The sequence below is a fragment of the Hyphomicrobium sp. genome (assembly GCF_041659645.1).
In the GTDB taxonomy this organism is placed as follows: Bacteria; Pseudomonadota; Alphaproteobacteria; order Rhizobiales; family Hyphomicrobiaceae; genus Hyphomicrobium_B.
In genome coordinates, this window is record NZ_JBAZXX010000003.1 from 458,393 (window position 1) to 481,192 (window position 22,800).

25 protein-coding genes, 1 tRNA gene and 1 pseudogene are annotated in these 22,800 nt (G+C 58.7%); 12 read left to right on the top strand and 15 right to left on the bottom strand.

Annotated elements, in window-relative coordinates; translation table 11 throughout:
• Positions 1 to 15: 15 nt before the first annotated feature.
• The 5 genes from WC811_RS12055 to WC811_RS12075 form a co-directional block, all read right to left on the bottom strand.
• The gene (locus tag WC811_RS12055) at positions 16 to 345 is read right to left on the bottom strand and encodes a helix-turn-helix domain-containing protein (protein ID WP_372644790.1); all 330 of its coding nucleotides are present in this window, start codon (positions 343 to 345) and stop codon (positions 16 to 18) included.
• A 254-nt stretch (positions 346 to 599) separates the two neighbouring features.
• The gene (locus tag WC811_RS12060; protein WP_372644792.1) at positions 600 to 782 is read right to left on the bottom strand and encodes a hypothetical protein; all 183 of its coding nucleotides are present in this window, start codon (positions 780 to 782) and stop codon (positions 600 to 602) included.
• A 256-nt stretch (positions 783 to 1,038) separates the two neighbouring features.
• Entirely contained in the window at positions 1,039 to 2,127 is a 1,089-nt protein-coding gene (locus tag WC811_RS12065) for a helix-turn-helix transcriptional regulator (RefSeq protein WP_372644794.1), read from the bottom strand.
• 216 nt (positions 2,128 to 2,343) lie between these two features.
• Positions 2,344 to 2,493 (bottom strand): hypothetical protein, encoded by a 150-nt coding sequence (locus WC811_RS12070; RefSeq protein ID WP_372644796.1) that lies wholly within the window; start codon positions 2,491 to 2,493, stop codon positions 2,344 to 2,346.
• A 469-nt stretch (positions 2,494 to 2,962) separates the two neighbouring features.
• Positions 2,963 to 3,985 carry a c-type cytochrome gene (locus WC811_RS12075; protein WP_372644798.1) on the bottom strand — a complete coding sequence of 341 codons (1,023 nt, stop codon included), beginning with the start codon at positions 3,983 to 3,985 and terminating at the stop codon, positions 2,963 to 2,965.
• Positions 3,986 to 4,212: 227 nt separating this feature from the next.
• On the opposite strand from WC811_RS12075, the gene WC811_RS12080 reads away from it, so the two are divergent.
• Positions 4,213 to 5,148: an MBL fold metallo-hydrolase gene (locus WC811_RS12080; protein WP_372644800.1), complete on the top strand. Its 936-nt coding sequence runs from the start codon at positions 4,213 to 4,215 to the stop codon at positions 5,146 to 5,148.
• A gap of 57 nt (positions 5,149 to 5,205) precedes the next feature.
• Here the strand turns inward: WC811_RS12080 and WC811_RS12085 are convergent, their stop codons facing one another.
• Positions 5,206 to 6,210, bottom strand: coding sequence for a GlxA family transcriptional regulator (locus tag WC811_RS12085; protein ID WP_372644802.1), 1,005 nt, complete (start codon positions 6,208 to 6,210; stop codon positions 5,206 to 5,208).
• A gap of 96 nt (positions 6,211 to 6,306) precedes the next feature.
• Here WC811_RS12085 and WC811_RS12090 point away from each other — a divergent pair, with 96 nt between their 5' ends.
• Positions 6,307 to 6,945: an HD domain-containing protein gene (locus WC811_RS12090; protein ID WP_372644804.1), complete on the top strand. Its 639-nt coding sequence runs from the start codon at positions 6,307 to 6,309 to the stop codon at positions 6,943 to 6,945.
• 108 nt (positions 6,946 to 7,053) lie between these two features.
• Here WC811_RS12090 and WC811_RS12095 read toward each other — a convergent pair.
• A pseudogene (locus tag WC811_RS12095) lies at positions 7,054 to 7,182 on the bottom strand (alpha/beta hydrolase); the annotation flags it as partial.
• 302 nt (positions 7,183 to 7,484) lie between these two features.
• Positions 7,485 to 7,560, bottom strand: a tRNA-Ala gene (locus WC811_RS12100).
• Positions 7,561 to 7,804: 244 nt separating this feature from the next.
• Here WC811_RS12100 and WC811_RS12105 point away from each other — a divergent pair.
• Genes WC811_RS12105 through folD form a run of 3 tightly spaced genes read left to right on the top strand, consistent with a single transcriptional unit; the run spans position 7,805 to position 9,349 of the window.
• The gene (locus WC811_RS12105) at positions 7,805 to 8,095 is read left to right on the top strand and encodes a YggT family protein (RefSeq protein ID WP_372644806.1); all 291 of its coding nucleotides are present in this window, start codon (positions 7,805 to 7,807) and stop codon (positions 8,093 to 8,095) included.
• Positions 8,092 to 8,442 carry a DUF167 family protein gene (locus WC811_RS12110; RefSeq protein WP_372644808.1) on the top strand — a complete coding sequence of 117 codons (351 nt, stop codon included), beginning with the start codon at positions 8,092 to 8,094 and terminating at the stop codon, positions 8,440 to 8,442. Before WC811_RS12105 ends, WC811_RS12110 begins: the two co-directional genes overlap by 4 nt.
• Before the next feature lie 22 nt (positions 8,443 to 8,464).
• Positions 8,465 to 9,349: a bifunctional methylenetetrahydrofolate dehydrogenase/methenyltetrahydrofolate cyclohydrolase FolD gene (folD, locus tag WC811_RS12115; protein ID WP_372644811.1), complete on the top strand. Its 885-nt coding sequence runs from the start codon at positions 8,465 to 8,467 to the stop codon at positions 9,347 to 9,349.
• A gap of 65 nt (positions 9,350 to 9,414) precedes the next feature.
• Here the strand turns inward: folD and WC811_RS12120 are convergent, their stop codons facing one another.
• Positions 9,415 to 9,621 carry a KTSC domain-containing protein gene (locus WC811_RS12120; RefSeq protein ID WP_372644813.1) on the bottom strand — a complete coding sequence of 69 codons (207 nt, stop codon included), beginning with the start codon at positions 9,619 to 9,621 and terminating at the stop codon, positions 9,415 to 9,417.
• A gap of 29 nt (positions 9,622 to 9,650) precedes the next feature.
• Positions 9,651 to 11,180, bottom strand: a complete 1,530-nt coding sequence (locus WC811_RS12125) for a YifB family Mg chelatase-like AAA ATPase (protein WP_372644815.1) — start codon at positions 11,178 to 11,180, stop codon at positions 9,651 to 9,653.
• A gap of 113 nt (positions 11,181 to 11,293) precedes the next feature.
• Between WC811_RS12125 and WC811_RS12130 the strand changes: the two genes are divergently transcribed.
• The 4 genes from WC811_RS12130 to WC811_RS12145 all read left to right on the top strand — a co-directional run bounded on the left by WC811_RS12130 (position 11,294) and on the right by WC811_RS12145 (position 13,721).
• Positions 11,294 to 12,247: an IS1595 family transposase gene (locus WC811_RS12130; RefSeq protein ID WP_372644817.1), complete on the top strand. Its 954-nt coding sequence runs from the start codon at positions 11,294 to 11,296 to the stop codon at positions 12,245 to 12,247.
• 412 nt (positions 12,248 to 12,659) lie between these two features.
• Positions 12,660 to 12,845, top strand: a complete 186-nt coding sequence (locus tag WC811_RS12135) for a hypothetical protein (protein ID WP_372644820.1) — start codon at positions 12,660 to 12,662, stop codon at positions 12,843 to 12,845.
• Positions 12,846 to 13,218: 373 nt separating this feature from the next.
• Complete coding sequence (locus tag WC811_RS12140) at positions 13,219 to 13,554, top strand: type II toxin-antitoxin system HicB family antitoxin (protein WP_372644822.1); 336 nt, start codon at positions 13,219 to 13,221, stop codon at positions 13,552 to 13,554.
• Between the two features lie 5 nt (positions 13,555 to 13,559).
• Entirely contained in the window at positions 13,560 to 13,721 is a 162-nt protein-coding gene (locus tag WC811_RS12145; RefSeq protein WP_372644824.1) for a hypothetical protein, read from the top strand.
• Here the strand turns inward: WC811_RS12145 and WC811_RS12150 are convergent.
• The 5 genes from WC811_RS12150 to WC811_RS12170 form a co-directional block, all read right to left on the bottom strand.
• Positions 13,718 to 14,395 carry a DUF3226 domain-containing protein gene (locus WC811_RS12150; RefSeq protein WP_372644826.1) on the bottom strand — a complete coding sequence of 226 codons (678 nt, stop codon included), beginning with the start codon at positions 14,393 to 14,395 and terminating at the stop codon, positions 13,718 to 13,720. The two genes, WC811_RS12145 and WC811_RS12150, sit on opposite strands and share 4 nt — an antisense overlap.
• Positions 14,392 to 15,486, bottom strand: coding sequence for an ATP/GTP-binding protein (locus WC811_RS12155; protein WP_372644828.1), 1,095 nt, complete (start codon positions 15,484 to 15,486; stop codon positions 14,392 to 14,394). The genes WC811_RS12150 and WC811_RS12155 overlap by 4 nt, the downstream gene beginning before the upstream one ends.
• Positions 15,487 to 15,616: 130 nt before the next feature.
• Complete coding sequence (locus WC811_RS12160) at positions 15,617 to 16,114, bottom strand: hypothetical protein (RefSeq protein ID WP_372644830.1); 498 nt, start codon at positions 16,112 to 16,114, stop codon at positions 15,617 to 15,619.
• A gap of 41 nt (positions 16,115 to 16,155) precedes the next feature.
• Positions 16,156 to 17,106: a glutathione synthase gene (gshB, locus tag WC811_RS12165; protein ID WP_372644832.1), complete on the bottom strand. Its 951-nt coding sequence runs from the start codon at positions 17,104 to 17,106 to the stop codon at positions 16,156 to 16,158.
• A 173-nt stretch (positions 17,107 to 17,279) separates the two neighbouring features.
• Positions 17,280 to 19,514, bottom strand: coding sequence for a primosomal protein N' (locus WC811_RS12170; RefSeq protein ID WP_372644834.1), 2,235 nt, complete (start codon positions 19,512 to 19,514; stop codon positions 17,280 to 17,282).
• A 107-nt stretch (positions 19,515 to 19,621) separates the two neighbouring features.
• Here WC811_RS12170 and fsa point away from each other — a divergent pair, with 107 nt between their 5' ends.
• Genes fsa through WC811_RS12185 form a run of 3 tightly spaced genes read left to right on the top strand, consistent with a single transcriptional unit; the run spans position 19,622 to position 22,767 of the window.
• The gene (gene fsa, locus WC811_RS12175) at positions 19,622 to 20,278 is read left to right on the top strand and encodes a fructose-6-phosphate aldolase (protein ID WP_372644836.1); all 657 of its coding nucleotides are present in this window, start codon (positions 19,622 to 19,624) and stop codon (positions 20,276 to 20,278) included.
• Positions 20,279 to 20,306: 28 nt separating this feature from the next.
• Positions 20,307 to 21,731: an FAD-binding oxidoreductase gene (locus WC811_RS12180; RefSeq protein WP_372644838.1), complete on the top strand. Its 1,425-nt coding sequence runs from the start codon at positions 20,307 to 20,309 to the stop codon at positions 21,729 to 21,731.
• A 52-nt stretch (positions 21,732 to 21,783) separates the two neighbouring features.
• Entirely contained in the window at positions 21,784 to 22,767 is a 984-nt protein-coding gene (locus WC811_RS12185; protein ID WP_372644840.1) for a tyrosine recombinase XerC, read from the top strand.
• The last annotated feature ends 33 nt before the right edge of the window (positions 22,768 to 22,800 follow it).

The window sequence follows — 22,800 nt, forward strand, 5'->3', positions numbered from 1 at the left end:
GGTTTTACTCTCACCTCATTTGTCCCAGGTGTCCTTGTCGCCTTTCAGGGCCCGGGTAATAGCGTCGAGCTTGCTCTTTAGAACGCGATTGGATTGCTGCAGCTCGGCGACGTAGCGCGGCCGGGATGATCGAAGCGCCATTGCGGGATCGATCTGCACCGCTTCGCAGGCAGCAAAGAACTGCCTGAGAGTCATTTCGGCGCTGCCGCTTTCGATCCGCGAATATTGGCTCGTCGACAGTCCCATAGCGCGGGCGACGGTCGGTTGTGTCAGCCCTCGCCGCTTGCGCTCATCGAGCAGAAACTCGCGGGCATCCGCCAGACACTCATCGATGCTCTTTGGCATTGAAGGCTGCATCATATATCTTGCACTATGCGCAAGGCGAAATTGCGTCAAGCGCAATATTAATTTCTCGATATTCGTCTAGGACGGGGACGTGGCCGTTCGATAGCGGCCTGCATGGGTAAAGCCGTGGCGTCAACGCGCGGCGCGGCGCGGCGTTGAAACGCGGATGGCTTTTCACTTCGATGGCACTCGCGACGCGGAAATTGGCTTGCGCTGCGCAATTATCATTCAGTTTCCTGCGTGAAACGACGGGGCTAATTCGTCACGTGCTTTTCAAGGGGCGAATTCAAAAGTGCTCTTTCGACCGCCGCCTTCAAACCACTCAGCGCTTTATGAAGAACAATCAAGAGCTCGCGATCCGCTTCTGACAGGTCGGCATGCGCGCCCTCTTCGACAGCACGGCATAAATCGAGAAAGTCGAGTCGGTCATTTGACATAATATATTGCTCCTTCAATCGCCGTCGGCAAACTTGCTCCGCGTCAAAGGTCGAGCGCCGGATGGACCATCAAAATTCACTGGGATTACTATTTATGGGATCAACAATAGCGTCGTATTATATTCATCGTCTGCCCCGCGTGATCTAGATTTACTTTCGTAACCCGGTTCAATTCTATTCCAGCAACCTTTTGATAAATTTGTCTCACCTGTCTTGATTCCGGAAGCCTCTACTTTCGGACTACCCCGTGCCTCTGCTAGGAACCGCGCTGCAAAAGCCACGCGACGAGCGCGGCTTGGCGGTTCGTTCCGGTCTTCGAAAATAACGCGGCAAGCTGCTTACGCGCGGTATTGATCGATATGCCGACCTCTTCGCTGAATTCGGCGAGTGTTTGGCCGTTCAAAAGCGCCCTCGCGAGCCGCGCTTCGGCTCCGGTGAATTGCGCAATGTTCAAGTCGGCGGCGCCATTTTCTTTTGTTATCAGGAGAACGAGCGCGCGATCGACATCCGAGGGCGGCAGCTTCAATACGATGATCGAGGCGCGGTCTCCGGTGAGAGGCATGCGGCAATATACGGGGCCGCCGACGGGCTCCCGGCGAACGAATACGGTTTCGGCCGCCGTGACAAATTCCGCGTTCATATCTCTATCCTTCACGCGCAGCTTTCCGAGTGGATCAATCGATAAAAGTAATCCCTCTTGTAAGAGGCGTTCGGCGGGCGGATTGGCGGCCTTTATGGCGCGACTTTGAGAAATGACCATGGCGCCGCATGAAAATTGGGCGGGCAGTCCGCCTCGAACGACGTCCGTGCGGCTAACTTTGGAAAGGGCGATGGCGCGTTTGAGGTGCGGCGCGAGCAGCTGGAACTGCTCCGTGTAACGATCGACATTCCGTTCGAGTTTTGCGGTGCTCGGCGAGATGGCTAGGACGACCATCTCTCTATCTTCGTTGTATACCATGCACCCCAAGTGCTCAGGACTAATGCCCTGCGGCTTCATCCAATCATTATAGAATTCCGTGCCGAGCGCTTCGTCTCTGCTCAGAATAGATGTTGCAGGCAGCACCTGAAGCAGCGGCAGCTTCGCAAACGATTGAATGGGATAAGGATTGAGACTTGAAAAGTGCTCTTGATAGCCAATGAGATATTTCGACTCGAGGCCGAATGTGTGAGCGGCGGGAGTCGTTTGCGTTTCGATATCGAAAAAATGCAATATCCCATTTGCGCCATCGAATGGCTTCATCAGCCCTTCGAGAAACGCTGGCCACCGGTCTTTATCCAGGGCTGCGCCGTAGAGGAGATCCAGCAACGCTGGCAAGTCCTCCGCAACGAAGGCGCTTATCGTCATAGCAGGCCAATTTCAGATAAAATGAAATTCTGCTCCACCCGGAGCGCAAATATGAACTAAATAGACGGCATGAGTTGGAGATTGCAATAGTCCTTATATACATCCCTTCTCGACGATAAGGTCTGGATGTATTTCCGGCAGCGAAAGACTTGGAGCGATGGCGCTTTAGCCGTACACATTTTTCGCCTGGGCCGCCCGGAAGGACGGTCAAACTCGCTATTTCGCGGCGCGCGAAAGCTCCTGGTCTAGGTCGAAGGCCTTGCAACCTCCCGCGGCGAGCAGCGCATTGACGCCGTCCGCATCGTAGCGCAACTCGGATATCTCTACCGATCTCTTGGCGTCGAAGTCCTTCTGGCCTGCGACCATATCGAACAAACTTCCATTGTTTTTGGGGGCAGAGGCTTGAAGGGCCTTAATCTGGTTGATGCGCTCACTCACATAGGCGTGCGGCGCTGCGCATGGGTCTTGGTCCGTCGTTTGCGGTTGCGCACGATGCCGGGCCAGAACAGGGTGGGTCGCGCACAGCAGAACGGCCGCGCCAAAAAAGACAACGGATAACAAGCCGCGTCCCCGCATCGTCTTTGCTCCCCGCCTTTCCCGTTAAAGGCCAGCGACTGACGGCAATCAGCATACGCCCCTGCGCCCCGAGCCCTCAATAGTCCGACCGCTCAAATGATATAGGTCGAAGGATCGACCCCTCAAGCCGGTCCCAACTTTAAATGCGCCGCAATGGCCAAATCGCAACGAAAAACCCGCGGTTTGCCGCGGGATCGCACTTGCTGATTGCCAACGAGATCGAATCAAAACGTCGGATTTAGAATGGTGGTCGCCAAAATCAGCGATCTGCCGCTGATGCAGCCGGATGAGCTTTCTCAATCGCCTCGAGCTTCGCGCGAATGGGAGCGAATGGACCGAATTTGTGCTGCTCCGATGAAAATCCGTCGGCATAAGGGCCATACGGGACGTCGACGGGTTTTTCCGTCAGGATCGGATAGCCTTCCTCGAGACCCGGCTTCATCGGACGAGGCCTCGACACGATATAAGCGGCAACATCCCACGCTTGCTCGACCGTCAGCACGGGTTGCGCATTCGTTGCGCCGAGGGGCATGTTGGAATGGATGAAGTTCGCCGCATCGATCAGCGTCGCCATTCCGGCACCGTCGTTGAAGCTACCGTCTCCCCAAAGCGGTGGGAACTGATAGCCTTTGCCGCTGCCTGAAGGTTGGCCTTGGCCGTTGGCGCCGTGGCAGGCGGCACAGTTGTTCGCGAAGATTTTCGCGCCTGCATTCGGATCGGCCGCTCGAGTTAACTCGGGCATGATGCCGGAACCACCTTGGGGAGTTACATCGCCCACCGGACGGCCGGTCGATAGGAACTTCATGTAAGAAACGAGCGCAGTCATCTCGTCGGAACCGTCCGGAAGCGGCCGGCCGTTCATGCTGCGGGTCATGCAGCCGTTGATGCGATCCTGCAGCGTTTGGACTTTGGCGTCGCGAGCGCTGTACTGCGGATAGTCTTCGAATACGCCGACCAACGGCAGGCCATACGGGGTAGTTCCGGCGCCGAGGTGACAGTTTTGACAAGCCAACGCGCTGCCGGCGTAGCGCTTCGCGGGGTCGGAAGCATTCGGCCCGATCAACGCATCGGTTTTCGTCACGAGATCGCGGCCCAGTCTGACGGTCTTTCCCCAACTGTCATTGGGGAGTTCATCGATATCTGGAACCTGCCATTTCGGCGGCGATGTTTCGGTTGACGCCGCCGGTGCGGCAGCCACGGTCCAATCCAAGAGAGGGAGCGCTCCTGGGATCGCTGTAAGAAACGTCGCGACGCCAATGACGGTGTGATGGTATCTGCGCATGTCTCGTCCGCCCGTCCGCCAGCCAATGGGTTCGCCTGCTTACATTGCGCTACCCACCCGCGATTCAAACGGGACCGGCGTTAAAATTCCGTGCGTTTACTGCGAAATGACGCGTGCAAACGGATGCCGAACCCATTTCCGCGTGGCGTGGTAACGATCGACGCTCAGCCACCGAATAAAACTCCCGGATACCGGGGGTCACCTGCCGCGCAATAAAAGGAATGTAGATGGCCTCCTTCCTCACGATTCGAACTTCCATCGTTGCTGCGACATGGGCATTCTCTTTTGCGCTTTCACCTGGCTCGGCCGAGGCTTTGTGCCCGGGGTCGGCCGCTGTCCAAGTGCTCGGCTCCGGCGGTCCGGACGCCAACGACGCGCGCGCAAGCGCGGGATATGTTCTTTGGATGGATGGAAAGGCGCGCCTCCTCGTTGATGCGGGCGGCGGGATTTTCCTGCGCTTCGGCGAAGCGAAAGCCAAATTCGAGACGCTGGACGCCATTGCGATAACGCATCTGCACGCCGACCACGTCGCGGACCTCATCGCTCTTCTAAAAAGCGGGTTTTTCAGTGATCGCCGAGAGGCTTTGCCCCTTATCGGCCCTTCCGGCGGCAATGCCTTTCCCGGGATCTCCGAGTACATGCAGGATTTACTCGATCCCAGGCACGGCGCTTACCGATATCTCTCGGGCTATCTCGACGGCAGCGGCGGACTGGTCAAACTGGCGATGACGGAGGTGCCGCTGTCATCCTCGCCGGCAGCCAAGGTCGTTTTTGCGAACGCGCGCTTCAAGGTTATGTCTGTCGGCGTGACGCATGGCCCGGTTCCGGCGCTCGCTTACGTCGTCGAGGCGGGAGGGCGCCGGATTGCGTTTTCAGGCGATCAGAACGGAGATAACCCGGCATTCGCTTCGCTGATCGATGGCGTGGATATCTTGATCATGGATCACGCCATTCCCGAGATGACCGGCGATGTCGAAGCTTATCTTCACGCGAGGCCAAGCGAGATCGGAAAGCTTGCGGGTCGTGCCAGAGTCGGCAAAGTCGTGCTCTCTCATAATATGGCGCGCAGCTTGACCCATCTTGGCGAGGATTTAGCGCTGATCCGCCAGAATTACAAAGGACCGGTCGTGGTTGCCAACGATCTTATGTGTTTCGCCTTTTAGCGACGGGACGATACACAGCGGGCGTATCGGGCGCGCTAATTCCTCGGCAAATCATGCTCAATGATGATGTTGAATGTCGCCGGTCGCCGCGACGACCTCATAGCGTCGCCGATATTCAGCTGGCGTGACTCCGGCCTGGCGCTGGAACGCCCGACGGAAGGTGTCGATATCGCCAAATCCGCACGACGCGGCGACCTGCTTCGGCCGTTCGCCGGATTCGAGCATCTGCCGCGCGACATCGATGCGGACCGTTTCCACCCACGCTGCGGGTGTCATGCCGATTTCTTGAGAGAACAACCGCACGAAGTGACGGGGACTGAGGCCAGCGCGTTCGGCGAGCGCCGCCGTACTCGCGTCGGCGGCCGGGTTGGCGATCACCCAGCGTTGGATTTCCTGCAAGGCGGAACGGCCGACGGGATTGGTCTCGCCGCGCCGGCTGAACTGAAGCTGGCCGCCTGGGCGCTTGAAGAACATCACGAGCTGGGAGGCGACCTTCTTGGCGATATCGCGTCCAAGATCCTCTTCGACCAGAGCGAGCGCCAGGTCGAGGCCAGCCGTCACACCGGCAGCCGTGCGAACTTGCCCGTCCCGCACATGGAGCGCGTCGATTTCGATGTTCACGTCTGGAAAGTGCCGTGCGAGTTGCTCGGCGACGGCCCAATGCGTGGTGATGCGCCGTCGATCCAAAAGGCCCGTCGCGGCAAGAAGCATCGCGCCGCTGCACACCGAGCCGAACCGGCGGCTTCGCGGCGCATATCGGCGCAGCCAGTCGAGCAATGCCGGGTCGGCCGGCGTGTCGCCGAGATGCGGCGCGCCTGCGACTAGCAGCGTATCGAAGACCGCAGACTTGCCGAGGCCGAGGACGACATCCGGAAGGACGCGAAGGCCGGACGAACTGACGAGCGGTCCTGCGGCCGCCGCGAGCACACTCGTCACATAAGCCTGCCGACCAGATTGGACATTTGCTTCGGCGAATACGTCGAGCGGCCCCGCGACGTCCAGCATCTGAACGCCGGGCAGCGCGAGGATACCGATCGACCTCGGGGCGGATGTGCGTCTCATGATCGAGTCAAATGTCCATATTCGTCGTGATACGACTATAGAGGACAATCGCATTCGTTTCTAGGCTTTGGGAGATCACGGCAAGGAGGACCCAAAATGACTGGAAACGACACCATAAAGATCCCCGACAGCAAGCTTGCTCGGGAAGTGACCGAAATTGTCCGCGACACTGAAACTGAGCTGCTCTTCAATCATTCGAGCAGAGTCTATCTGTTTGGCGCACTTGCCGGTGAGCAGCGCAGCCTGAAGTTCGATCCGGAGCTGCTCTATACCGGCGCGATGTTCCACGACATGGGTCTCACCACGGCTCACAGCAGCCAAGACGAGCGGTTCGAAGTGGACGGTGCCAACGCGGCGCGTGATTTCCTAAAGCATCATGGCATTGCGCAGGCCGACATCGACACGGTCTGGGCAGCGATCGCGCTCCACACGACGCCCGGCATTCCGAAGCACATGCATCCGGTCGTCGCACTGGTGACGGCGGGCGTCGAAATGGACGTGCTCGGCCTGACCTATGGCGAATATTCCAACGCCGAACGCGAGGCGGTGGTGCAAGCCTTTCCGAGGACGCCGCACTTCAAGGACGACATCATCCAGGCCTTCTACGACGGCATCAAGCACAAGCCGGAAACGACGTTTGGCAACGTCAAGGCCGACGTGATCGCCGACAAGGAACCGCATTTCCACCGCGGGAATTTCTGCAGCGTCATTCGCAGTTCGCATTGGAGCGGCTGAGTGCTTCTCTCGTCCGGCGTCTCCAGCGCCATTTCCTGGTTTCTTCTTTACGTGGTGTGATGGCGACGGCGCACGGATATCTTCCCGCTTTGTGCCGCCGCCTCGCAGTTACTTCGCGGCGACGCTCCGATCGAGGAAATCGGGTATCAACGGGACCATTTCGTCGGCTTTGTCCTCCAAGGCAACATTGCCTGTGTCGAGCAGGTGAAATTCGACTTGGGACAGGTCACGTTTGTGGGTCCCAGAATTTCTTGAGACCTTCCTCATAGGCATTGCCGCTGTGGATTTCGAAACCACCCGTCGAAGTGTATGTGCTCGACGAGCTCGTGTGCTGGCCTGAAGACGATCCTGCGCAAGCAACGCGCCTAATCCACTCGCACCGCTACTGTCGGGTAGTTTGGTACCCTGAACAGACAACGGCAACCGAGTTGCACTGGCTCAGCACGCGCGCATTCAAAACCGGCTTGGGAAGTTAGCTTTACGTTAGCTACAAGCATTTTTGGGTTCGTGAGAAGCGCAGTCAAACGCTTGAAATCATTTGGTGGAGCCGAGGGGAATCGAACCCCTGACCTCTGCAGTGCGATTGCAGCGCTCTCCCATCTGAGCTACGGCCCCGAATGCGCGGCATTTAGAGTTTGCCTTCCGGCATTGTCAAGGAAGCGGTGTCGTCTACGGCGCAAGGGTGGCCGGACATCCTCGGGCGCGTTCGATGGCCGGCGATATCGCTGTTGAAAGTCTCCCGAGCGGGCGCTGTTCGCGGTTCGTCCGCGAAAGTCTTCAGACATGTCGGATCAAGGGCTTGCAGGGTACGGGGCGTCGGGGCTACATGGCGCGGAGGCACCTAACTGCGGGACGGCGAATGCTCGAGCTTCTGGGCTTTATCAGTTATCTCATCACGCTTTATACCTACATCGTCATTGCCGTTGTGATCGTCAGCTGGCTCATGGCCTTCGGCGTGGTGAACCCCTATAATCCCATGGTTCGATCGATCTACCAGGGTCTCAACGCCGTGACGGAGCCGCTGCTCGCGCCCATCCGGAATGCCATGCCGAATATGGGCGGCCTCGATATTTCGCCCGTCATTCTGCTTTTGGCCTGCTATTTCATTCAATCCGTGGTGCTGCCGAATATCGCCAAGGCGGTGGTGTGACCGACGGTCCGGGCGGCCGTCGGCCGGCCGAACGGGCTTGGCGGCACGAGGCGGCGTGCGTCATTGCGCGCTTCCGCCTGACGCCAAAATCCACCAAAGAGGCGGTTGACGGGTTGGTCGAAACCCCCGACGGTCCTGCCTTTCAAGCGCGCGTCCGCGCAATTCCCGAGGATGGAGCGGCGAACCGGGCTCTCGAAGAGCTCGTCGCCCGATGGCTTGGTTTAGCGAAACACTCCGTTTCGCTCGCTAAGGGTGGGAAATCGCGGCTCAAATCCTTGCGGATTTCGGGCGATCCGGGCGCGCTCGACGGATTGTTGCAAGACCGAATAAGCCAATTCAGAAAATAAGAAAACGAGGAGAACGAGCGTAATGTCGGCCCAGATTATCGACGGTAAAGAGATCGCGGCGAAGGTCCGCGCCGAAGTGGCGGTGGAAGTCGCGCGGCTTCTGAAAGAACACGGCTTGAAGCCCGGCCTCGCGGTCGTGCTCGTCGGAGAGGATCCGGCCAGCAAGGTCTACGTCGCGAACAAAGCCAAGCAGACCGTCGAGGTCGGCATGAATTCATGGGAGTATCGTCTCCCGGCCGAGACCAGCGAAGCCGACGTGCTGGCGATGGTCGATAAGCTCAACAAAGATCCGGCGTGCCACGGCATTCTGGTGCAGCTGCCGCTGCCGAAGCACATCAACGCCGAGAAGGTTCTGAACCTGATCGATCCCGACAAGGACGTCGACGGATTTCATCCTGTGAACGTCGGCCGGCTCTGGGTTGGAGAACGGGCACTGGTTCCGTGCACGCCGACGGGCTCGGTGATCCTGGCGAAGACGGTGCATGCCAACCTGTCGGGCTTCAACGCCGTCGTCATCGGCCGGTCGAACATCGTCGGCAAGCCCGTCGCGGCGCTTTTGCTGCGCGAGAACTGCACCGTGACCATCGCGCACTCGCGCACGAAGGACATCGAAAGCGTCGTGAAGGGCGCCGACCTCGTGATCGCCGCCGTCGGCATTCCAGAGATGGTCAAAGGCAGCTGGATCAAGCCCGGCGCGACGATCATCGACGTCGGCATCAACCGGGTTCCGTCGGAAGGCGGCAAGACGAAGATCGTCGGCGACGTCGCGTATGAGGAATGCGCAAAGGTTGCGGGCGCCATCACGCCGGTACCGGGTGGCGTCGGACCGATGACGATCGCGTGCTTACTGCGCAATGCGGCACAGGCGGCTGCGATGCAGGCGGGCGTCAAGTCCGTGTTCGGCTGAGGGCCGTCCTTGATCGTTGGCGTTTCTTCCGGGGCCGTTTGGCCCCGGATTTGTTTGAGCGGACTCTATTGGCATTGACGGCCGGAATATTGATCGCGGATGTGCGAATTGAAATATTCGCCTGCCGATGATGCCTCAACCAAAGCATCAAATATTCGTTCGGGGACGTTGAAATAGGTGTAGCGGCCGCCGCCTTTGAAGATGACGTCGAGCGTGCGCGCTACCGGATCGTAATCGGCAGATCGGATCACCGAGGAGTCGGGGAAATCCATCGTCCTGCCTCCAAAAAGCGGCAACCCGCTTAGGCTGCTCTCGCTCGCCGCAAAGTCTCGCCGCGATAGCTCAGGGCTTCCGCGACATGGGCACGCGAGACCGTTGCGGCGCCTTCGAGATCGGCGATCGTGCGCGCGACTTTGATGGTGCGGTGGAAGCCGCGCGCCGAGAGACCGAGTGTCTCGGCGGCATGGCGGAGCAGCGCGACGCCGGGCTCGTCGGGCATTGCCGTCTGTTCGAGAAGGGCGGCCGAGCAATCGGCGTTCGTTCGCACGCCTCTGGCCCCCAGCGCTGCAAATCGCGCGCGCTGACGCTCTCGTGCAGCGGCGACACGCGTGCGCACCTCGGCGCTGCCTTCGGATGGCGCAGGAAGGACGAGGTCGGCGGCGGAGATCGCCGGGACCTCGATTTGCAGGTCGATGCGATCGAGCAATGGGCCGGAGACACGCGCCTGATAATCTGCAGCGCAGCGCGGGCCGCGCCTGCACGGCTCGCCCGGATTGCCGCCACCGCATTTGCACGGGTTCATCGCGGCGATGAGCTGAATGCGCGAGGGGTAGGATATGCGGTGATTGGCGCGCGCGATGACGGTTTCGCCACTTTCCAAGGGCTGGCGCAGCGCATCGAGCACGTTCGGCTGAAACTCCGGCAGCTCGTCGAGAAAGAGCACGCCGTGATGGGCGAGCGAAACCTCTCCCGGCCGAGGGCGCGAGCCGCCACCGACGAGAGAGGCCATGCTGGCGGAATGGTGCGGAGCACGGAACGGGCGCTCGACGGTCAGCTTACCGCCCATCAGTTCTCCAGCGAGGGAGTGCACCATCGATACTTCGAGGATTTCCTCGGGTTGTAGCGGCGGCAGGATCGACGGCAAGCGCGACGCCAGCATCGACTTGCCGGAGCCGGGCGGTCCGATCATCAGTAGGTTGTGGTTTCCGGCGGCAGCGATTTCGAGGGCGCGCTTGGCGGTTTCCTGGCCCTTAATGTCGCGAAGATCGGCGGCGTAGCTCTGCACCGGCAGGACGTTCGGCTTCGGCCGCGGTAGCGTTTGCATGCCCTTGAAGTGGTTGACGAGCGACAGAAGATGCGGTGCCGCCAGGATGTCGATCTCGTCGCTGGCCCATGCCGCTTCCGGCCCCGTGGCGGCCGGACAGATGAGGCCCTTGCCCAGCGCATTGGCGCCGATGGCGGCGGGAAGTGTGCCCGGGACGGCGCGGATGGACCCGTCCAGCGCCAATTCGCCGATGGCGGCATAATTGGCGATGGCGTCGGGGGCGATGGCCTCCATTGCCGACATCATCGCGAGGACGATCGGGAGGTCGAAGTGGCTGCCTTCCTTCGGCAAGTCAGCGGGCGCTAGGTTGACGGTGATGTGCTTGTAGGGAAGTCCCAGCCCGACGGCGTGGAGCGCATTGCGGACCCGCTCGCGGCTTTCGGCGACAGCTTTGTCGGGCAAGCCGACGATGGCGAAGGCTGCCGCGCCGGGCGTGACGCGCACTTGCACCTCGACCGGTCGCGCCTCGATGCCGACGAATGCGAGTGTCGAGATCTGGCCGTACATGCTTGCCCCCGTAACCCGAGGGCGATGGTAATTTCTGTTGAGAGGTTAAGGGCAATATTATACTTGCCAAACCCACGACGAAGCAGTACATTGAGACTCATAGGAGATTCCCAATGTCGCTACTTTCGCAAAAGCACCTCCAGAATGAAGAAGCTGCCTACAAGTGGGTTGAGGCTCGCATCTGGCCGAACGGTGCTCAGTGCCCGCACTGCTTTGAGAAAGAGCGCGTCTCCAAGATGGAAGGCAAAGCCACCCGCTTCGGCCTCTATAAGTGCTACGCCTGCCGCAAGCAGTTCCGGGTGACTGTCGGAACCATCTTTGAGCAGAGCAAAGTCCCGCTGCACCTTTGGCTCCAGGCCTTCTATCTCGTTGCCGGATCGAAGAAGGGCATCAGTTCAAACCAGCTTCACCGGACCCTCGGCGTGACTCTCAAGACCGCATGGTTCATGGGCCATCGTATTCGCGAAGCGATGCGGGTTGGCTCCCTGATGCCGCCGATGGGCGGCGAAGGCGAAGTCGTTGAAGCCGACGAAACCATTTACGGCCGCGCCTCAACCCATCCCAAGGGCCGCAGCCGCCCTGGACAGAAGTTCTACGGAGCCATGCACAAGAACGTTATCTTCTCGCTTGTTGAGCGCGGTGGCAGCGTGCGCAGCTATCACGTTGCGGGTTCGACCGTTGGCGAAGTTATTCCGATCATCAAGGCCAACGTGGATCGCGAAACTTCAATGATGACCGACAGTGCCCAGCTCTACAAATACCAGCTCATGGACTTCGCCAGCCATGACCGCATCGACCACACCAAAGAAGAATACGTCCGCTACGTCGATCTCAATCACACCGTCCACACCAACACCGTCGAAGGCTACTTCTCAGTCTTCAAGCGCGGCATGCGTGGCACCTACCAGCACTGCAAAGAGAAGCACCTGCACCGTTATCTGGCAGAGTTCGACTTCCGGTATAACAACCGGATCGCGCTTGGCGTCGATGACGAAACCCGCGCTTCAAAAATGATCAAGGGTGCTCAAGGCAAGCGGTTGACCTATCGAACGACTGGTCGGGCCTGATCCAGCCGTCAATGAGCGGGCAGTAAAGCGACGACGAAGATTCGATAAGAGAAAACGAATCGCCTAAGTTCCAGAGGCCAATCCAAGACGTATTGCGACCCTGAAACGGCGGGGCAACGCGATGGTGTCTCGGAGCGGCGGCTTCCTCCGCTTCCGCGCAATGGAGAAATCTCATGAGCGGTAAACGAGGACGGGATGCTGGCAACGGCCAGTTCGTTCCCGTGAAAGTGGCGATTGCTCGTCCTAAAACGACAATCGTTGAAACTGTGAAGCCGACCAAGCGCAAGTAACCTGACGAGGGGAACCTTGCGCCTAGCGGTGGGGCCGTCATCCCGAAAGGGGTGGCGGCTTTTCTATTGCCAAAGTATGCGATGATTTGCAGAGTCTGGCAAGAGTCTCTGTAGAGTCTGCAATGGCCAAGGAACAGATTGCTGTACGCTTGCCTTCGTCGGCCATCGCAATGATCGACGACTTGATAGGAAGCGTGTACGGAACCAACCGAGCCGAGATTGCCCGTTCCCTTATCGTCGACCATCTGAAGAAATTGGCGTCGGAAAAAATCATCGAACTTCGTTTGGCAACTGAAGACGATGACTAAAGGGATCAATGAGCCTTGGTTCTTCCGTCTCCGGTGTATCCGCACTGCTCCAAAAATTCATCGTAGCCGCCGACACCCAAATTTCGAACTAACTCCGCCAGTTTACCAGGGAGTATCAATTCTTCGTCCGCAATTTTTGGCAGGAAAGCGAAGCGGTTATCTGCTGTTTTTAGGTATCTCCGGCCCGTCGTTGACACGACGCGTTCAACGCACCCTTGCCGGACCGCATTGTCCACAAACTGCTTGAGAGATGGCGCATTGGGATGCGGGTGAGCCATGCTAAAATACGATTCGCAATGTTGCTTGCAAAGCTATTGGATGACGCTAAGGGAATGGATAGAATGCCCTTTCGTGCGGAAACAGGCTTTAGTTTATGAGTGAGACTAGGATAGTCATTAACGTCGTCGCCTTTAAAGAAGCGGGCGGCTGGGTTGCTCAATGTCTCCAGTACGATATCGCTGCGCAAGCAGACACGTATGAGGATTTGCGACGCGAGCTACAAGAAATCGTAATTTCGCATATCATTGTGGACGCGGAACTGGGACGTGAGGCGTTTTCTGGACTTCCTGAAGCCCCTTCTAAGTTCTGGACCATGTATGGCGAAGGACGCCCGTCGGACGATGATCTTCCGATTGCTGAGCAATCGCATTCTTTAAGCGTTGCCTCGAAGATCAAAATCGCGGGATCTTCCGTCGAAGCACATTGCTGAGCACCATGCCCAAACGCAAAGAACCAGAGCTAGATCCCAAAGAGCAGTTCAAACGGTTTCAGGAAGCCGCGAAGGAACTTGGGGTGGATGCCAATGAGCGCAACATAGAGAAGAATTTTGAGAAGCTCGCGCGCACTAAGAAGATTGACAAAGAAGCGAAGAACTAAGTTTTCAAGGCCGAGAGCGCCTTAGCGATGTCATCAAATGCCTTGTGTGTAAGGGGAATCAAATCAGGCTGACGCCCCCAAAGTCTGGTTAGATTGATCGCGGGGTCTTCCGTATTCGATATGGCCAAAGTTGTGATCATGGTCGCTTTATCGACCTTCTGCTGCTGCCACTTATCGGCGCCCGAACACGTCAACGCCTCTGCAGCGCAGGTCAACGCCTTCTGAAAAAACTTCAAATCCCGCATCGCCTCAATGATGAGCGACTCAAGCGCTCCCTTTTTATTGGCCGACGGAACCATTAGCACCGTTAAGAGAGGTGAGCCGTTCGCGAGCTTGTAAGGTGCATCGGGTACGGGAAAACGAGCCTCTACCGTTTGGTCACTATTCGCTTCAACTATCTGCTTCTTAATATTCTTGAAGGCTTCACCGTAGTGATTGTCGCAATCGGCGATCAAACAGACGTGTTTGATCTTTCTGAAGTTGCTCAGTGCCACAGATCCAATGAGGGCGTCTTTAAAGCCGGAAATGCCAGCCGTCCCTCCTACGTCCTTCACCCAACGCACGTCAAATGCACCTAAATTTCTGATTCTTATGAGTGCGCGAAAAAACTGGGCATCCTCTACGCCCTCACACAACAGAAGCCGCTGCGTAGTAAGCGGCTCATTCGCGGTCACCGCACTTCTCCCATTTCGAGTGCTTTGAAAAAGGAGGATCCTAAGAATTGTTCCGTAGAGGTCACGCCATTTTCAATCATGGTGCGGATGAGAAGCGCGTCATCGGGCGTTGAGGAAAGCGCATCACGAAGCGCTCTTAGGCACTCCGCGCTATGAGTAGAGGCGATTATCTGCACATCATATTTTCTTGCGAAGGCATGGATGGACCGCCAGACCGATGGCATGCGCTCGAAATAAAGGCCATTTTCAATCTCATCGATGATGATGATCCCCTTTGGGAACATCGCTATCCCGAGCAGGATATTGATCAGCTTGTTGACGCCATCTGACAATAAATAAAGCGGAACCTTTTCAGGAAGAAGCTGCACAGTGGCGTGAAGCGTTGGAATGCCGTCTTTGATCAAAACTTCAATATTTTCAATAAATTTGAACTCTTTCCTAATAAGTTCGATCACATCCTTTTCGAGTTTTTTGGCGCTCAAAGCAGAAAAAAATTGAGCATATTGTTGGTTCAAGTTTTGAGTTGCTGTGCTGTAAAATAACGCGGCAATCGGGGCAAGCTGAGTTGCTCGAAGTTTGAGGCCGTGATTGTCAATCTCCGGAACGCTTACATATTCCTTACCGTGAACCTTCCATTTAAACTCTATCGGAACGACTGGTTGCGGCTGAGAGAATTGGGATGATCCGGTGAGCGGCAGAAAGAGGTCTGCCCCAACGTCCTGAAACTTGATTTCGAGTTTTCTCTGATCGCCGTGGGAATCGATCAGAGAGATATCTATTTTTGAGCGTTGATCGAACATATGGAAGAAGTCGGTCCAAAGAGCATCGTAAGAATTTTGCTCATTGGAGATGTTGAAAACTTCCTGATTGCGCCAAGTGCGCAACTTGAACGCCATTTCTGGGCTTGCCCCTGCGGCAAGGAAAATCGCCTCCAACAACGCCGTCTTACCGCTAGCGTTGTTGCCCACGACAACATTTATCCGACGCATATTGGAAATTTTCGCGCTCGCGAATGAGCGGAAATTTTTTATGGTGACGGTTTTAATCATCCGATAGCCGGAACATTCCGATCCGAGGGTTGCCACCTTCATGGGGCTTCCCCTTCAGCATGTCTAGCATCCTCGTTTTGGGTTTGGGAAGTATAATATGCCGAGGTTAAGTCAAGAACAAAAACGGAACGAGACGAGTTCCCCTCTACGCGGTTCGAGTTGGAACGTCCCGTCAACCCTTCGACATAATCAGCGTGATGCCGCGCAGCGAGGATGAATCGACGAACTGGATTTCGACGGCCTGCTTCCCGTTATCGACGATGATGTCCATGTTGGCCGAGACGTCCGCGCTCTTAATGACGACGCGGAAACCTTTTGGCGTGACGTCGCCAGTCAGGTCGCCTTCGAAGTTGTGGATCGTCTCTTTCCAATGGCCCGCGAGCTTGCCGGCCGCTTCCTTGACGTTGCTGACGATCTCGACATTACCGCCGGCCGTCGCGCAGCGGATCGTCTGCTTCATCTCGTCGGGCGCATCGGCCATCAGATAGGTGGCGCGGCATTTGATTTTTTCCGGCGGACTTGCCTTATAGCCGATCATGCCGATGCCGCTCCACCGGCCGAGCAGCGGAGCGAACGGCGACGCCGTGACGGCATTCGCTTCCTCGATTGGCAACGCCGCGGCGAAACAGAAAGCCGCTATCACGGCGCTTGCGATCGTGAACGATTTCATCGTGAATGCCCTTTCGTCGGCATGAGCTTGGAATTCGCAGGTCACGCGTTCGATTTTCTTTTCGTTTCGATGACATCCCAAATCATCGCCGCAATGTCGTTGCCGCCGAACGCCTTTACCTGCCGGATGCCGGTCGGAGACGTGACGTTGATCTCGGTGATGTATGGTCCGATGACATCGATACCTGTGAAAATGAGGCCGCGGCGTTTGAGTTCCGGCCCGAGGCGCGTGCAGATTTCACGATCGCGGGCGGTGAGATCGACCGCGACCGCGGTGCCGCCGACATGCAGGTTCGAGCGCGTTTCGCCAATCTGGGGAACGCGATTAATCGCGCCTGCAATTTCGCCGTCGATCAGGATGATGCGCTTGTCGCCCTCTTTCACCTCGGGGCGATATTCCTGAACCATGAAAGGTTCGCGGAAGACCGTTTGAAAGAGTTCGACGAGAGAGGCGAGATTGCCGTCACCGGGCTTGATGTGGAATACGGCCGCGCCGCCGTTGCCGTAGAGCGGCTTGATGATGATGTCTTTGTATTCTGCCCGGAATGACTGCACGTCGGCGAGCGAGCGCGTGACGAGCGTCGGCGGCATGAGATCAAGGAAGTCGAGGACGAAAAGCTTTTCGGGCGCGTTGCGCACTTGCGCCGGATCGTTGACGACGAGCGTCTTCGGGTGAATGCGCTCAAGCAGATGCGTCGTCGTGATGTAGGCCATATCGAACGGCGGATCCTGCCGGAGCAGAACGACGTCGCGCTCGCTCAGATCAACGACGCGTGGATCGGAGAGCGCGTAATGCGCGCCGTGCTTGTCCTCGACCTTCAATGTTTGGCCGCGCGCCAGCAGCTTACCTTGGCGCAGAGAGAGGTCGGGCGGCGTATAATAGAGGATGTCGTGCCCGCGCTTCTGCGCTTCGAGCAGAATGGCGAACGTCGAGTCGCCGCGAATGTCGATGCGATCGATCGGGTCCATCTGGACGGCAATGCGAAGAGGCATGTCTGGCTTTCAAAGCGCGTTGTGTTTGTAGCGTGCAGCGCGAACGCACGGCCGCGCCTCTGTCGTTTAGACGATTTGAAGGCATCACGGAATGATATGAACCGCAGACCGTCCGAAGGGTTTGGGCTTATGGCAAACATGCCGCAGAGCGCTCACGCATGCGACAGACGCCATCAAAGGAAATTGTAGGGGTCGATGTCGACGGTGATGCGGACGTCCGACTTGAGTTTTGGAATCATTCCAGCCCAAGCGCGGAGATAGCCCTGCAAATCGACGTCGCGCGGAGCCTTGATGAGAAGACGCCAGCGGTGGCGGCCGCGAACAATCGCAATCGGCGCTTCAGACGGCCCGAGGACGGAGATCGCTTCGCTGGGGGGCGCGCGACGTGCGATGTCGCGGGAGACGGCTTCGGTGAGGGCCTTGTCGCGCGATGAGACGACGATAGCCGCTAAGCGGCCGTAGGGTGGGAGAAGCCCCGCCTGCCGCGTCCGTACTTCGTAGTTCAGAAAAGCGTCGCGGTCGCCGGCGACGATGGCCTGCATGACCGGATGGTCGGGGGAATAGGTCTGGACGAAACCGCGACCGACGAAGCTCGTGCGCCCAGCGCGGCCCGTCACCTGATGCAAGAGCTGGAACGTGCGTTCGGCGGAGCGTGGATCGGCACCGTGGGCGAGACCGAGATCGCCGTCGACGACGCCGACGAGAGCGAGGCCCGGAAAGTTATGGCCCTTGGCGACGATCTGCGTGCCGATAATAATATCGAATTCGCGCGCTTCTATACTGTGGATCATCGCGCGCATCTCAGTCAGTCCGGGGATCAAGTCGGATGACAAAAGCGCGACACGGGCGTCGGGGAAACGTTCCGCGACTTCTTCCTGTACGCGTTCGACGCCGGGTCCACAGGCGACGAGCGAACCGGGGCTTGCGCACTTCGGGCATTTTTCGGGAAGCGCCAGCGAGAAGCCGCAGTGATGGCAGGTGAGTTTTTTCTTGAACCGATGCTCGACAAGCCAAGCGGTGCATTGCGGGCATTCGAGGCGGTGGCCGCAGGATCGACATAACGTCAGCGGCGCGTATCCACGACGGTTCAGGAATAGCAGCGATTGCTGGCCTTTCTCCATCGTCTCGGTAATGCCTTGAACGAGACGCTGCGACAGCCACTTGCCGGGTTCGAGCTTCTCGGTTCGCAGGTCAATCGCGGAGACGTCCGGCATGTCGACGCCGGAGAAACGTCCCGGCAGAACCGCGTGGCGATAGCGTCCGATCAGGACGTTGACGTGACTTTCGATCGAAGGCGTGGCGGACGCCAGTACGACGGGGAATTTTCCGATGTTGGCCCGTACGACGGCCATGTCGCGGCCTTGATAATGGACGCGATCGTCCTGCTTGAAGCCCTGGTCGTGCTCTTCGTCGACGATGATGAGACCCAGTTGGCAGAACGGCAGAAAGAGCGCTGAGCGGGCGCCGACGACGCAGCGGACATCGCCGCGCGCGACGCCCTTCCAGATGCGGCCGCGCTCGGCGGGACTGAGCGCCGAGTGCCATTCGACGGGCGGGGTACCGAAGCGGCGCTCGAAGCGATCGAGAAATTGGCTCGTCAGCGCGATTTCGGGAAGCAGGATCAGCGCCTGACCTCCAGCTTCGAGCGCGCGGGCGACGGCTTCGAAATAAACCTCCGTCTTGCCCGAGCCGGTGACGCCATCAAGCAGGGTGACCGAGAAGTTGTGGGCGTTGACGGCGCTTACAAGCGAAGCAACGGCGCGCTCCTGATCGGCGGTGAAGCTTGCGGTTGCGTGATCGGGCTTCGGGCGGGGGAAGACCCGTTCGGGAATCGCGACTTCGACGAGCATCCCGGCCGCCGCGAGGCCGTCGATCACGCCCGTCGAGCAGGCAGCAAGGTGCGCAAGATCCGACTTGGCGCGCACGAGGCCGTCGGCCGCGATGTCGAGCACGCGGGAGCGAGCGGAGGTCATTTTAGCGGGAAGCGTTGCGCCTTCGACGATCGCGACACCAAAGCGGTGCTTAGGCGGCTCAAACGCTGTGTCGGCGCTCATCATCATGCGGGCGACCATGCCCAACGGCGCGAGCGTGTAGCGGGCCACCCATTCGGCGAACCGCATCGAGATTTCGGGGAGCGGTGGGGCGTCGATGCGGCTTGTCAGGGCCTTCATTTTCTTCGGGTCAACGGGCTTGCCTTCGCCGCGAGGGCCATCCCAGACGATGCCGATGCGGGTCTGCGGCCCGAACGGCACAAGCACAAAGGATCCGGGCGAAGCGTCCAGCCCCTCGGGCACGAGATAGTCATAGGTCTGGTCGAGTGCCACCGGCATCAGCACGGGCACGCTGCGGACGCCAGGCTCGGCGCCATTATCCAGAATTTCAAGCAGGCTATCCAAAGGGGCGTTCAACGGACTAGAAGCTTCCTCCGAGAATCGGTCGTGCTAGGTTTGCTCCGGAGTTGCGGCGCACCAAAGGCAGATTCGCAAGACTTAAGGGACGAGGTAGGGAGAAAGAAATGAAATTCTTCGTCGATACCGCCGACGTGGCCGAGATCAAGGAGTTGGCGGCGACGGGCCTGCTTGACGGCGTCACGACGAACCCAACCCTCGTTGCGAAAGCCGGCCGCGACTTCAAGGAGATCGTCCGGGAGATTTGCGCGGTCGTGCCCGGGCCGGTGTCGGCCGAGGTTGCGGCGACGGACTATGCCGGGATGATGCAGGAAGCGGAGGTGCTTCGAAAAATCGCCAAGAACGTGACCATCAAAGTTCCCTTGACGCTCGACGGGCTCAAAGCCTGCAAGGCTCTGACGGGCGAAGGAACGATGGTCAACGTCACGCTGTGCTTTTCGGCGAACCAGGCGCTGCTTGCAGCAAAGGCCGGTGCGACATTCGTCTCGCCATTTATCGGCCGCCTTGATGATATTGGATTGAACGGTATGGACGTCATTCGCGAGATCCGCACCATCTATGACAACTACCCGGATCTTTCGACCGATATTCTTGCGGCGTCCATCCGCACCGTGAATCACGTCAAGGAAGCGGCCATGATTGGCGCCGACGTCGCCACCATTCCTCCAGGCATTTTGAAAGCGCTGGTGAAGCATCCGCTGACTGACGCGGGCATTACGGCCTTCGTCAACGATTGGAAGAAGACAGGGCAGAAGATTACCTGAGTAGATTACGGGAGTCGGGCACGAGCACGTGCGAAAGAAGGCCATATCTCAAAGTTTGATCGGGCGTTTCGCCGACATCGTCGGTGAGGTGAATGCGTTGACGCGGGCGGAAGACCAAATCGGTTTTCTGCGCGAGTGGCGCGATCGCTATACGGGGGCGACGCCCGTCGTTCTGCGTCCGGGTTCGACGGACGAAGTCGCGCGGATTCTGACGCTGGCACATGCGGAGAGCGTCGCGATCGTGCCGCAAGGCGGGAATACGGGCCTCGTCGGCGGGCAGATTCCATCGGACGATAGCACCGAGATCGTGCTGTCGCTCGGGCGGCTCAAGACTGTTCGCAATGTCGACACGGCCGGCGGGACGATGATCGTTGAAGCCGGTGTGACTTTGGCGGAAGCGCAAACAACCGCGAAAAGCGTGGGTCGCATTTTTCCGCTGAGCCTCGCATCTGAAGGCAGCGCGCAGATCGGCGGCGCGCTGGCGACCAATGCCGGTGGCACCGCGGTCCTTGCCTATGGCAACGCGCGCAGCCTGACGCTTGGCCTTGAAGCGGTCCTCGCGGACGGCCGCGTTTGGCATGGGCTGCGGCGACTCAAGAAAGACAACACGGGCTACGATCTGCGCGATCTTCTCATCGGCTCGGAAGGGACGCTCGGCGTTATTACGGCGGCGTGTCTCAAGCTTTTCCCAATGCCGGCGGAACGCGAAACCGCCATCGTCGCGTTCGAGACGCCCGAAGCCGCGATGAAGCTTTTTCGGCGGGCGGAAGCGGAAGCCGGACAATCGCTGACCGCGTTCGAATTCTGGGCGCATCGGGCGCAGGAATTCGCCCTCAAATATATGCCGAACGTGCGCGATCCCTTCACGGACGATTATCCTTGGTATGTGCTGATCGAACTGTCTCACGGCGGCAAGGGCACGCGGATCGCGAATACCATCGAGCCGTTGCTGACGTCGGCTCACGGCCAAGGTCTCATTCGCGATGCCGCAATCGCGCGGTCGTTGCGCCAAGCGGAGGATTTCTGGCGGCTGCGCGACGCGTTTTCCGAAGCGCAAAAAGGTGCGGGCGGCAGCATCAAACACGATATCTCCGTGCCCGTTGCGCGCATTCCGGAATTTCTTCAGCGGGCGGAGAAAGTTGTCGAGCGTGTTTGCCCCGGAGCGCGGCCGGTGCCGTTCGGACATTTCGGCGACGGCAACCTGCATTACAACGTCACGCAGCCCGAAAGCATGGACCGGGCGCAATATCTCGCGCTGTGGGATCAGATGTCGGACGCGATTTTCGAACTCGTCACGGAGCTTGGCGGTTCGATTTCGGCCGAGCACGGGATCGGGCTAATGAAGCGCGACGTTCTCAAGCGTTACAAGTCCGAGGTCGAACTCGACATGATGCGCGCGATCAAAAAGGCGCTTGATCCCAAGGGCATTTTGAACCCTGGCAAGGTGCTTTGAGCCGTCGTTAACGTTTTGTTAACCGAACCCGCAAAGGGTCGAAGCGCATCCGATGGTGGGGACAGTGGCGCAATCGCTCGACGACATTCTGGCGGGAGATGATGAGCTGCCGCTCAGCGGCGATCTCAAACGCGTCGTCGAAGACTGGCTCAGGCATGTTGTTGTGGAGCGCGGTCAGAGCGTCGCGACACGCGAAGCCTACGAGCGCGACGCGCGGCAATTTCTGGCGTTCCTCAAATCGCATTTCGGACATCCGCCGTGCCTCGGCGATCTCGAACGGCTCGACACGAGAACGTTCCGCGCGTTTCTCGCGAACCGCCGCAAGGCGGGTGTGACGTCACGCTCGCTTGCGAGGTCGCTGTCGGCGCTCAGGACCTTCTTTCGCTGGCTCGAACGCGAACATGTCTTGCAAAACCGGGCTGTTTTGCAAGTCGCGGCGCCAAAGATCCCGCATTCCATTCCAAAGCCGCTGACCGTCGAAGGGGCGGCATCTCTTATCGATCGCGATACGCGTGACGGTGCGGAATGGATCGCGGCCCGCGATACGGCGGTTCTGCTACTGCTTTACGGAGCGGGTCTGCGGATCAGTGAAGCTTTAGGTCTTACGCCCAATACCGCGCCGATCGACGGCCGCGATATCATGCACATCAAAGGTAAGGGCGAGAAGGAACGCCTCGTCCCGGCGCTTGCCGTGGTTTCGGACGCCATCGCGACCTACATGCGGCTTTGCCCGTATTCACTCGAAGCAAATGAACCGCTGTTTCGCGGCGCACGAGGCGGTCCGCTGTCACCCCGCCTCATCCAGCTCGCGATGGAAAAGTTGCGTTTGGACCTAGACTTACCAAATACGGCAACACCGCATGCGCTGCGCCACTCGTTCGCGACGCATTTACTTTCGGCCGGAGCCGATTTACGCCAAATTCAGGAGCTTTTGGGTCACGCCTCGCTCTCGTCGACGCAAGTCTATACGGAAGTGAACCGAGACCGGTTGCTGGCCGTTTACGATCAGGCTCATCCGAGAGCGGCGCGCCGCTGACATCCGTTCCGCCGTTTCGTTTCGTGAGTATTT